The sequence below is a fragment of the Bradyrhizobium sp. P2_E8 genome (genome assembly GCF_056403875.1).
Genome location: NZ_JBFUES010000150.1, coordinates 1 through 10,525, shown reverse-complemented (window position 1 = coordinate 10,525; position 10,525 = coordinate 1). Strand labels below are relative to the sequence as shown.

12 protein-coding genes and 2 pseudogenes are annotated in these 10,525 nt (G+C 60.9%); 7 read left to right on the top strand and 7 right to left on the bottom strand.

Annotated features, from left to right (window positions below):
- The 3 genes from AC1D00_RS11180 to AC1D00_RS11170 all read right to left on the bottom strand — a co-directional run.
- A partial coding sequence (locus tag AC1D00_RS11180) for a VOC family protein (protein ID WP_477010721.1) occupies nt 1-113 on the bottom strand: 113 nt, incomplete at its 3' end.
- A gap of 108 nt (nt 114-221) precedes the next feature.
- Complete coding sequence (locus tag AC1D00_RS11175; RefSeq protein WP_477010720.1) at nt 222-827, bottom strand: NAD(P)-dependent oxidoreductase; 606 nt, start codon at nt 825-827, stop codon at nt 222-224.
- A gap of 54 nt (nt 828-881) precedes the next feature.
- Nucleotides 882-1,307, bottom strand: coding sequence for an ester cyclase (locus AC1D00_RS11170; protein WP_477010719.1), 426 nt, complete (start codon nt 1,305-1,307; stop codon nt 882-884).
- A gap of 89 nt (nt 1,308-1,396) precedes the next feature.
- On the opposite strand from AC1D00_RS11170, the gene AC1D00_RS11165 reads away from it, so the two are divergent.
- Nucleotides 1,397-2,041 carry a TetR/AcrR family transcriptional regulator gene (locus AC1D00_RS11165; RefSeq protein WP_477010718.1) on the top strand — a complete coding sequence of 215 codons (645 nt, stop codon included), beginning with the start codon at nt 1,397-1,399 and terminating at the stop codon, nt 2,039-2,041.
- A gap of 57 nt (nt 2,042-2,098) precedes the next feature.
- Here the strand turns inward: AC1D00_RS11165 and AC1D00_RS11160 are convergent, their stop codons facing one another.
- Both AC1D00_RS11160 and AC1D00_RS11155 read right to left on the bottom strand, forming a co-directional pair.
- Nucleotides 2,099-2,281: a hypothetical protein gene (locus AC1D00_RS11160; protein ID WP_477010717.1), complete on the bottom strand. Its 183-nt coding sequence runs from the start codon at nt 2,279-2,281 to the stop codon at nt 2,099-2,101.
- A gap of 89 nt (nt 2,282-2,370) precedes the next feature.
- The gene (locus tag AC1D00_RS11155; RefSeq protein ID WP_477010716.1) at nt 2,371-2,781 is read right to left on the bottom strand and encodes a winged helix-turn-helix transcriptional regulator; all 411 of its coding nucleotides are present in this window, start codon (nt 2,779-2,781) and stop codon (nt 2,371-2,373) included.
- 36 nt (nt 2,782-2,817) lie between these two features.
- Here AC1D00_RS11155 and AC1D00_RS11150 point away from each other — a divergent pair, with 36 nt between their 5' ends.
- A complete protein-coding gene (locus AC1D00_RS11150; RefSeq protein ID WP_477010715.1) occupies nt 2,818-3,219 on the top strand; it encodes a DoxX family protein in 402 nt (133 codons plus the stop codon).
- 14 nt (nt 3,220-3,233) lie between these two features.
- A complete protein-coding gene (locus AC1D00_RS11145) occupies nt 3,234-4,253 on the top strand; it encodes an LLM class flavin-dependent oxidoreductase (protein ID WP_477010714.1) in 1,020 nt (339 codons plus the stop codon).
- Nucleotides 4,254-5,018: 765 nt separating this feature from the next.
- On the opposite strand, the gene AC1D00_RS11140 is transcribed toward AC1D00_RS11145, so the two are convergent.
- Nucleotides 5,019-5,615, bottom strand: a complete 597-nt coding sequence (locus tag AC1D00_RS11140; RefSeq protein ID WP_477010713.1) for a hypothetical protein — start codon at nt 5,613-5,615, stop codon at nt 5,019-5,021.
- Between the two features lie 389 nt (nt 5,616-6,004).
- On the opposite strand from AC1D00_RS11140, the pseudogene AC1D00_RS11135 reads away from it, so the two are divergent.
- Together AC1D00_RS11135 and AC1D00_RS11130 are read left to right on the top strand one after the other, a co-directional pair.
- Nucleotides 6,005-6,494: pseudogene (locus AC1D00_RS11135) on the top strand (carboxymuconolactone decarboxylase family protein).
- Nucleotides 6,491-6,723 (top strand): annotated as a pseudogene (locus tag AC1D00_RS11130) (sigma factor); the annotation flags it as partial. The pseudogenes AC1D00_RS11135 and AC1D00_RS11130, both read left to right, overlap by 4 nt.
- A gap of 319 nt (nt 6,724-7,042) precedes the next feature.
- Here AC1D00_RS11130 and AC1D00_RS11125 read toward each other — a convergent pair.
- Entirely contained in the window at nt 7,043-8,053 is a 1,011-nt protein-coding gene (locus AC1D00_RS11125) for a GlxA family transcriptional regulator (RefSeq protein ID WP_477010712.1), read from the bottom strand.
- Nucleotides 8,054-8,086: 33 nt separating this feature from the next.
- On the opposite strand from AC1D00_RS11125, the gene AC1D00_RS11120 reads away from it, so the two are divergent.
- Entirely contained in the window at nt 8,087-8,740 is a 654-nt protein-coding gene (locus AC1D00_RS11120; protein ID WP_477010711.1) for a DJ-1/PfpI family protein, read from the top strand.
- A 32-nt stretch (nt 8,741-8,772) separates the two neighbouring features.
- Nucleotides 8,773-9,138 (top strand): Rid family hydrolase, encoded by a 366-nt coding sequence (locus AC1D00_RS11115; protein WP_477010710.1) that lies wholly within the window; start codon nt 8,773-8,775, stop codon nt 9,136-9,138.
- Nucleotides 9,139-10,525: the final 1,387 nt, after the last annotated feature.

Here is a 10,525-nt window from a genome sequence, read left to right as displayed (position 1 = left end):
GCACTGGTCTCGTCGCTGAATTGCGGGTTATGCGTAAAACCAATCGCCTCGTAAAAAGCTCTCGAATGCGCGAGGTCGGTAACGGGAAGATTGATGAATATCGTTCTCGGCATTTGGCGTTCCTTCGTTGGTGTTAAAATTCCGGATAAAAATCGCGGAGGTGGTAAACGGCTCGCCCTTGGGATCCGCATGGACAGTAAAGGGATTGATTGCGGAGTTCTTCATCGGGATGCCCTCTGTTTAGGGGCGACATGCGTCGCCGGCCCCCTTGCTGACGCGACGCCAACGATCGTGCGGACGTGATTTTGTGCTTCAGCTTCGTCGAGCAGGAAAGCGGCCAGATCGGCACGCTCCATGACGACTTTGCCGGGCGGCATCGCTCCCACATTGAAACGATATCCGCGGGGAGTTCCGCCCTCCAACAGTCTTGGCGGGCGCACGATGGTCCAGTCCAGATCGCTGGCCCGAATTTCCCGCTCCATCGACGTGCTGTCGGCCACTTGTCTCGCAAGCAGAAGACGCAACATCCAAAGCAGCGGGTTGGCCGTTGGATACAGCAGCCCCTGAGAAATCACGAGATAGCGGCGTACGCCACACATCGTCATGGCATTAATAACCGCTCGCGCACTTTCCTGGAGGAGCGCCGGGTCCTTGGACGATCGCTGGCCGAGACACGATATGACTGCGTCCCTCCCGGCGATCAGGGAGCTAAGCTGATCACTGTCGCGAGGTTCACTCGTGGCGGCAACGCTGTGGCCTCGAGCCAAGGCTTGCTCGGCGACAAGCCCCCCGGTTCTGCCGGTTGCCCCGAGCACAACGAGCTTCATATCAACGTCCCCGATGACAGGGCGTCGCCTGATTCCGAAAGCTCGGCGTTCGGACTATTCCGAAAGCGCACGCTGAGCTTCCWGCTGGGCCCGRATGGTTCGCGGATCGACRGCGATCCAGGATTCAGARAYYTTCCCGTYGGTGACGCGATACGCGTTTATGCCCCAGGATTCGAAMGGCTTGTTGGTGGGCTTCAGATTGAAGAATTGGCCCGTGTGAACGCCGGTTTCATGCCACCGAGCTACAACCCAATCGTCCTCCGCGACCARKGAYTCWAGGTCRATGCGAAARTCCGAGTAGGCTTGGTGAATGTTYGCCGCTGCTGCAACGAAGCCGGCRGGGCCRTTGCGCSCGTTAGARTGGTCGACATGCGACTCCGCCACCAAATCCAAAAAGTCTGCGGGACTGTYTCGCCCGATAGCKTCGTACAGGCGCTTGATGATGTCCTTGTTGCGCGCAACCGATCCGTTCTCCGCCATCTGTTTCTCCGGTCCTGATTTTTCGCTATAGATCTGCTATGGTGCGAACCATATTGAATATAGCAAACTATATCGGATGCGCTAGAGCAATGTCAAAAGAAAATGCCCGTACGTATCGCTCACCGTCGCGCGCGAAGCAGGCATCCGAGACGCAGAYGCGAATCCTGGATGCAGCGATGGGGCTGTTTCAAACGAAGGGATTCGATGGGACCACGATCGACGCCATCGCCTCCGAGGCTGGGGTGGCGGCGCCGACAGTCTACGCCGCGTTCAAGTCGAAGCGCGGCATCTTCATGGCCCTGCTCGACAATGCGCGATTTGGCCAGCGATATCAGACCCTGGTGTCCGAAGCCCTGGCGACGCCAGACCCGCACGCGCGGCTGCGTTTCTCCGCGCAGATCGCGCGGCAAATTTATGAATCGGAAACAGCAACGATGGATCTGCTGCTTGGGGCCTCCGCGTTGTCCCCAGAACTGGCAAAATTAGTCGGAGAGCGTGAAGCGCGGCGACGTCTCTCGCAGCTCCCTCTCATCAAGGAACTACATGGTCTCGGTGCCCTAAGGCGGGGACTCGGCATCCGCAGCGCTGCGGATCTGATGTGGACCTTGACGAGCCGTGAGATCTACCGATTGCTGGTGAGCGAGTGCAGCTGGTCGCCGTCGGCTTATGAAGAMTGGCTWCARGCTACCCTTCGCCGCGAACTGTGCAGCKAGACWGACACAAAGACGAACTAGCTTTCCGACGCATTTGGCAGTCGAGAGCCCGACCGGAAACTCGAAGTGTATTCCCGTTCAACCATTTTGGCTCACTGTTCCAATCCAGCGGCTAAAGCCGGCGAGCAGTGCGTCGAGCGACTTCAGATTTTTGGCGTCGATGAGGCGACCTTCCTCATCGAAGATGTCGCCCGCGGTTCTAAAGAAAGTCTGTGGCGAGGGCTTTACGAACGGCTCGCAGGCGTTGAGCGTGTTTCGCAACTCCGCTTGGGTGTGCTACGGGGCCATAGGTAAGGTTCTCGTCGAGCCCCTTCCGCAGAAGACTGATGAGTGCCGCTCGGACTCTCCGTCTAATGCTGCCGGGCTAGATGTAGCTGTCCCCATTCGGCTAGAACTTTCATAACTTGCCCAAGCGATTTCCCATGTTCGCTGAGCGCATACTCAACGCGTGGCGGCACTTCGGCGAATACGGTTCGTGTCAAAACTCCTTCGCTCTCCAACTCGCGGAGGTGCATCGTCAGCATGTGTTGGCTGACCCCATCAATGGCGCGGCGCAGCTCGTTGAACCGGCAGGGTCTGCCGAGCAGTTGCCAAAGGATCAGCACCTTCCACTTGCCGCCAAGAACCGACAACGTCGCGGCGATCTCGGGCGGCGGCTCGATCAGCGCGCTCTTCGAAGGGCAGGTTTCTCCATTAGTCAGGTTTTCCATACTACACCATAAAATCCATCCTACTTGTGGAATCCATACAGCATCGATCATCCTTCTGGCGTCAACTGGCAAAAGGAAAACAAATCGATGACGTCATCTCCGTCTACTCCCTCCTCAAAGCTGCGCACGACCATGTCGTGGGTTGTTCGAATAATCCTCGCGATCGCTTTCATTGGCGCGGGAATATTCAAGCTGTCCGGACATCCGGCCGCGATCGAAGAGTTCGACCAGGTCAGGCTTGGCCAATGGTTTCGCTACTTCACCGCCGCTACCGAGATTCTCGGCGCCGTGCTTCTGCTCTGGCCGCGGACCGTCTTCTACGGCGCTGTCCTGATGGGAGCTGTTTGYGTTGGAGCATTCGTGGCGCAGCTCACCGCGCTTCACGGCGACATCATCCACACGATCGTTCTCGCCGTGATCTTTGCGATCATCGCCTGGAAGTGGCGCGCGCAAGTGGCCGCCTTCCCGCTGCTTGACTCACGCCGATAGACTGGAGCCGCCACGTGGAGCTTGGAATTGATCGCTTCGTCTTCGCGCCGCGCGGGGAAACGCTTGAGGAGTTGCCGAGGCAGATCGTCAGCGATGTACTGGAAGAGATCCAGCTCGCCGATGAGCTTGGCATCCACATCTACGGGATCGGCGAACACCACACCGATGAGTTTCTCGACTCGGCTCCCGCGATATTGCTCGGAGCCGCCGCGGCGCGCACGCGGCAGATACGCCTCACGAGCGCGATCACCATTCTGGGTGCCGCCGACCCGGTCCGCGTCTTCGAGGAATATGCGTCGCTCGACCTGGTCTCCGGTGGCCGCACAGAGATTATCGCCGGAAGGGGAGCCTATGCCGAAGCCTTCTCTTTGTTCGGCTTCAACCTTGGAGATTATGACGAGCTATTCGAGGAAAAGCTCAGGCTGTTGCTGCAGCTCCGCCGTGGCGGTCCAATCACCTGGAGCGGTCGGCACCGCCCGCCTCTGAGCGGACAGAGGATCACACCCCCGACAGCACAAGCAGCGCTGCCGATCTGGCTTGGCGCGACCGGATCGCCGGGATCATTCATCCGAGCCGGCGAACTGGGTCTGCCCTTGGCCGTGGGCATTATCGATGGAGAATTTGCGGCCTACCGCCCCTTGATCGATCTCTATCGCGACCGAGGCCTGCGCGCCGGCCACAAACTTGAAGGTCTCACGGTAGGTGTTCACGCGATCGGCTACGTCGCCGACACGAGGGAGCAGGCGCTTGAGGAATTCTTCCCACCCTATCGGACCATCTTCGGCGAGCTCGCGCGCAAGGTTGGCCGGCCAGAGCCGACCCGACGCTCATTCGCTCAGCTCACTAGCTCCTCCTCCGCGCTGATTGTTGGCAGTCCTGAAGAGGTTGCAGACAAGCTGCGCCATATCGACGATGTGCTTGGCGGCGTCTCCCGGGTCAGCCTACAAATGAGCGTGGGGCCTCTGCCCAAACCGCAGCGGCTTCGATCCATCGAACTGCTCGCGGGCAAGGTGGCCGAACTCCTAACGAGCTGAGCTTCGGCCGGCGCGATACGCGCTTTCCGCTTTGAGAAAAGCCACCACAAGGGGATTGCGTCGAGCGCAACTGCGGAACAAAGACAGTCGCCAAAAAGAACGGGTGCTGCGGGAGAGTCAGTATTCTCGGCTCTCCCAGCGCATCTCTCCCGATGATGCGAAGACCACCCTCCTCTAGCGCTGCTTCGTAGTCGGGGTTCAGACCGAAGTTGCAGTAATACTCCTCCGCGGCTGCCGTAGCTGAATATGCCGCCGCCGCGAGCGTTTCCGCTTCTATCAGCACCTCCATCCGCTGACCAACTAGCGAACACGACAATGGCGTGACCAAAAGCTTGGACGCATAAGGGTCGTGCTCGGCATGCTGGGCATCGCCAATCCCCAGCACGTTTCGCGCGAACTCGATAACGACATATTGGCAGCCACCGAACGTGCCTAGCAGCGGCAATCCTGTTCGCCGACTGAATTGAATAGCTGCAAGCGTTCTCCGGCGGTGGAGTTCCGCGCGGTTGTGCACACGTGCTCGCATTGGAGGGGCATATTTTGCGGGTGCGTTGTCTGCTCGACGACATCCCGCTGAGGCACGCCGAACGGTCTCGGCCGTAGCGCCAAGGTCCGAGCCGAGTAAACCTCAACCACTATGCCGGACTGATGCGACGGCTGCCCCAGTCTCAGGAAGCTCCAGCACGATCAAAAAGGAGCGCGGTTCTCCGCGCGCCAAAGGACAATATCCGGAAGCGTTGTTCAGTACCGTATTTGTTCGCCRACTCACAAAGCTGTCTTCACGTATTTATCGATCACTTCAGAAAGCTGCGCGGGGGACAGTTCCGCACTTCCCCCGAACGTTGAACTCCAGTGGTCGGCGATGACACCCCGGATATTGGCGAGGATTGTCGGATCCACATTCGAACCGTCGGTTAGCGCCCGCTCTACATCGGCCAAGCTCAGATTGCCGTTCGATCCAAATGCGTGAATAAGACCATCAGCTAGATCAGCCGCGCCCTTTCGTTCAAGCGAGGCGCTGTCCAGGTCACCTGCGCTGGAGCCAATCGCCGAGGATGCAAACTGTGTTCTCCCGAACTGGCTGGCCAACAGTTGGTGGGCTTGACCAGACTGGATATCGCCGCCGTTTGGCTGGCCGCTAAACTGGCCTTCTTGCGCGTTGAGCAACGCGACCAGCAGTTGCGTGTTGAATTGAACGGTACCCGGGCTGGATGGTCCAGAAGACCGTGCCGAGCCCATCTCTGGCGCGGGCGGGCTTGCTTGGCCCGCCAGTTTTTCCACGTCAAATTGGTCTCCCTGGGAGCGCGGCGTTTTGGAGGCACCGTAAGTGTTCCACGGGTTTGAAGGACCAGATACGCGCATGATTTAGTCACTCCTCAATAGTCGGCGCTCCTCTTTGAGAGCGCCGTACGGGACATCAATTATCGGCGACCGCTCAACGTGGATGACTTGCGGCCGTGGAGTCGCGATAAAGGCGAGCAAAGCGACTAAAGTCGAGCCAAGGGCAACGGCAAGAATGCTGGACATGCGATCCTCCTGGCCCTTCCGATATTGAACAATTTCGCGAATCCATTATAGTCATATATATTGAAATCGTCAACGAGCTCTGAATGTCGTTGGAAACTACCGTGCAATCGAGCTTCTACGGAGACGGTCGCCGCGTCGTCCCAGCAAGTTTCGAACGCGCATGTCTTCGGTCCGTAACGCTGCTTTTTTCGGCGAGATGTCACGTTCGGCGAATCTCAATCGTCATGACATCGGACCAACGAACGGAACCAGCCAAGACCGTCCGACTTGATCCCGTTGCCGCCGCGCCTTCCCTTGTGAAGGAGTGGCATCGCAGCTCCGTGACCTTGATCTGGCTTCGATCCGAAGCTGGCCGAGCTCGTCAAGTTACGCGCGTCACAGCTGAACGGATGCGCGAACTGCATCAATAGTTACACCTACATTGCGCGCACTAGCAACGAGTCGCACCAGAAGATCCACCTTGTTGCCGCGTGGCGCGACGCCCGCTGCTATAGTGACCGAGAACGTGCCGCTTTCGCTTGGACGGAAGCTTTGACACGCCTTTCCGAAGAGCACACGCATGTGACTGCCTATGAAGGGCTCAAGGTGCACTTCACGGACGAAGAAAAGGTTGCGCTGACGATGACGATCATCGTCATCAACGGCTGGAACCGGATTGCTGTTGGGTTCGGTCGTTGGGCCGATCCTGCTGCGATCAAGGCGAAGGCCGCTTGATTTCGTCGGGCGCCGAGGATGCAGCCGCGACCTTCGCGCGGCTCCACCCCAAACTCTTACGCGTCGCCCATCGGATGCTCGGCTCGGTCCACGACGCCCAGGATACAGTCCAGGACGCGTTGTTCGGTGCATGGCAGTCGACCGGTCTGAGGTGCGCCAGCCTGAGGCTTTCATACAAAGGACCGTTACGCGGCTTTGCCTTGATCTGCTCAAATCGGCGAAGCGCCAATTCTCGTCACAAGCTTCTGGGCGTCCTCTATCTGCTGTGGGTCGGACTGGTGCTCGCGCTTCGCTCGGTGCGCGATCCGAAATCGCGATCGAGGCTGCCGGGCGGCATCGGTGCGGTCGCCTTATTCCAGTTCGCCAAGGCTAGGTGTCTGGTCCCGAGATGTGGGGGAATCACCGAGGCTGCGCCCGCGTGCCACATGGGCCATTCCCGTCTTTGCAACCGTCGTCTCGTGCCCGCTGCCACAATGCTCATCGACGAGTTCTAACGGGACTTGCGGGGCCACGGGGGAGATGGTCGCGGCTGTGGTCAAAAGCCCATGCTAGTTCTGAGCGAAGGCTCGCCGATAGCTGCTCGGGGAAGCGCCGAAGCGTTTCGAGAAGGCCTTTGAGAAGGATGAGATGTCGGAAAAGCCGGATTGTGTCGCCACAGTCTGGATCGGAGCTGACGGGTCGCTCAGCAGCGCACGCGCCCGGTCGAGACGCAACTGAACCAGGAGCTTGGCGGGAGTGAGGCCAAGGTCGGCGACGCAACGGCGATGGAAGCTGCGCTCGCTCATGCCCACCGCCTCGGCCATCGCCGATACAGGGACGTCGCTGCCGAGCCGCGTTTCCAGCCAGGGTATAAGGCGGGYGACGGTGGGGCCTCCTTGTGTCTGCAGCGACAGCGATTGGGAGAACTGCGACTGCCCGCCGGGGCGCACCAGATGGAGCACCAAGCTTCGGGCCACGGCCAGCGACGTCTGGCGTCCGAGGTCTCGCGCGACCAGGGCCAGCGCCAGGTCGATGCCGCTGGTCACCCCGGCGGCCGTCCAGATCTTGCCATCTTCAACGAACAGCGCCTCGACCTCGACCTTGGCCCGCGGATAGGCGCGCGCCAGCCGGTCCGCCGCCATCCAATGGGTCGTCACGCGACGGCCGTCCAGCATCCCTAGCGCGCCCAACAGGAAGGCACCCGAGCAGACGGAGGCTACACGGTGGGCCCGTTCGGCCGCCCTGGCCAGCCACCCTATCGTTTCCGGATCGGCCAGCGCGCGCTCGAGAGGCACCGCAGGAGCGCCGGGGACAACCAGCGTGTGAATGGTCTTCGGGGCGGAGTCGAAGGGGGCGCTGCAGAGTGTGAGGCTGGCGGACGAACCCAACATCGGCGCGCCGCCGACGTAGCTGACCTCATAGCCACCTTCGGCGCTGTGTTCGCCAGCCAGGGCGAACACCTCCGCAGCCCCGGCGACGTCCAGAAGCTGCACGCCGTCGAACAGCAGAAAAACGACCGACCGAGCCTTGGCAGTTCTGGACATGAGTTTGTCATAGCTGTCAACGCCGTCGCGGTCCATCGTGCCAGAGCCAACAACAAGGGGATGGCCGAAATGAAGTTTGCATTCCTGTTCTATGGCGGGATGACCGCGCTCGACATGATCGGGCCGCATGAAGTGCTGAGCCGCTTGCCCGGGGTGGAGGCAGTGCGCGTAGCCAAACGCGCGGGGCCGATCCAAAGCGATTCCGGCGTGGTCCTTGTCGCCGAGGCCAGTTTCGCCGACGTATCGCAAGCCGACTTTCTCCTGGTCCCGGGCGCGGGCAGCGCGACATCGTTGCGCGACGACCCAGAAACTCTCGATTGGGTCCGGGCGATCCATGCGACCAGCCGCTGGACCACGTCGGTCTGTACCGGCAGCCTGATCCTCGGCGCCGCGGGCCTGCTCAAGGGTGTTCGCGCCACAACCCACTGGGCCGCGCATGATCGCTTGGCCGGCTATGGGGCTATTCCCGTGTCGGCCCGAGTGGTCGAGGACGGCAAGATCATGACGGGCGCCGGTGTCGCTGCCGGGATCGACATGGCTTTGACCCTGGCCGCGCGAGTCGGAGGCGAGGGCCTCGCAAGAGCGCTGCAGTTAGGGATCGAGTACGATCCGGCCCCTCCGTTCGATGGTGGACACCCGTCAAAGTCGGATCCTGCGCTGACCGCGGCTGTGCGGGCGTCAGTGACGCGGTTCTTCGAGCCGCTTGCGGTGGACACGGCATAATGCAGCGAGTCCAAGTCCCGGCGCCTGGGCCGGTGGGCGAGATCCTCGCATATTCGTCGGCGGTCCGGGTAGGACCGCATGTCTGGATCTCGGGCGCAGCGCCCTATGACGACGATGGGCGGCTCGTCGGCGACGGAAATCCTTACGAGCAAGCACGGCAGGCGCTGGTCAATCTCGGGACGGCCCTGTCTGGCGTGGGCGCGAGACTCGCCGATGTGGTCGCCACTCGGATCTACGTGCTCGACGTCAAGGCCTGGCGCGAGATCGGGCGGGCCCACGGCGATACCTTTCGGGAAGTACAGCCGGCATCCACCATGGTCGAAGTGCACGGGCTCTTAGGCCCCGGCATGGTGGTAGAGATCGAGGCCGAGGCCTTCGTCTGCGACCAAACCGCTTGAGACGGCGGCTTGGCCGAAAATCGACCGGCGCACCGAATGTCGTCGCCGACCGGCAAATCCCGACGTCTGCCGGCAAGGGATGTCACTGGCGCTCCGTGGCAGATGCCTGGTGGCAGTGCGAGTACAACGTCGTTTGCCGCGAGCGGGGCCTGCACTACTTCGCGTTCTTCGGCTAACCGCCTTTGGATGAGATCCTCGGTCACATCCAGATGGACAAGCCCTTCTTCTTTCGCTCAACATCGACAAGCTGGAGAAGGCCTGGGCGCCATACCTCCCTTCGTGAGCAGCATCCGTGACCCGGATGATCTCTATGATTTCCTGGTCCGGAAGCTCAGCCTGAAGGCGGCTGTCGACGCCGCGGTTGTATGYGACCGCATGGCGATGCCAGCTAGTGGGCCAACATCCTGGATCACAAAGATGTCGGCATCCTTCTGGAAGAGGCCGCGACCGGCGGCAAGATCGCCATCTCGAGCCAATTCCTCGGGCGGCTGGGTACGAGTGCATGTCACTCGACCGATTCGTCGAGCACGAGCGAACATCAAAGATCCAGACGTGGAAGGAGATGCTCGCTGGTCAGGACGCGGTTAAYGGCCCCCAAGCTATGAGGACGCTGTTCGAACTTTCGAGGGCATTCCGCCGTTGCATGTGACGGATGGCCAATAGGCGGTACGAGCGCCGCGCCTGTAGATCCACAGCGATGGCGTGTCCGGAGAGCTGGTGCTCAATGTGGCGAGCGGCAAGGTGGTCGCCGATTTCAGCGTCGCGGCGTTATCTGATCGTCTGGCCGCTGTCGGAGTCGTCGCGTCCAAACGGGGGCGAGTTGACTATCGCAACGGGTACCCGTGCCGTGCCCTATGTTGACTCGCCGTAGCGCCGGCCGACCGCCGTCGCACTGGATCAGATGGCGCCGGTCGTTCTCGCACCCTCCCTTCGGGAGGGCACCCGAGTATAATCAGTCGATCCCCAGAACTGATGAAGAAGATCGATGGGATCTCCCGCGCCAACCCTTTGGTGCTGGTTCGAAAGCGCTCGCCATCGCCGGCAGCTACGGTCGGCGGCTGGGGGACGCGCTAGGGCTCAGGCGGAGTTGCGGCACACACGCTCGCCGCGTTCGGGACGTCCGTAGTGCCTCGGCATAGGCATCCTTTCGAACCGCAGCGACGCTTCCGACGAGGAGGATCGGCTCATTGGCTCTGAAATCTGAAGTCGGTCGACGCATTGCTCGCCGGCTTCAGCAATTGGATCGAAAGAGTGAGCCAGAATGGTTGAACGGCGAAAGCACTTCCAGTTCCCGATCGTCGGCACGCCGCTAGTCCGCCCCGCGAATGCGGCGAGGCTAGTTTGCCTTCGTGTCAGTCTCGCTGCACAGTTCGCGGCCAAGGGTAGC

Bases quoted from the DNA above. Each gene is read 5' to 3' on its own strand.
- AC1D00_RS11120 (WP_477010711.1), top strand. From the start codon at position 8,087: ATGAAGTTTGCATTCCTGTTCTATGGCGGGATGACCGCGCTCGACATG.
- AC1D00_RS11155 (WP_477010716.1), bottom strand. From the start codon at position 2,781: ATGATCGATGCTGTATGGATTCCACAAGTAGGATGGATTTTATGGTGT.
- AC1D00_RS11140 (WP_477010713.1), bottom strand. From the start codon at position 5,615: ATGCGCGTATCTGGTCCTTCAAACCCGTGGAACACTTACGGTGCCTCC.
- AC1D00_RS11175 (WP_477010720.1), bottom strand. From the start codon at position 827: ATGAAGCTCGTTGTGCTCGGGGCAACCGGCAGAACCGGGGGGCTTGTC.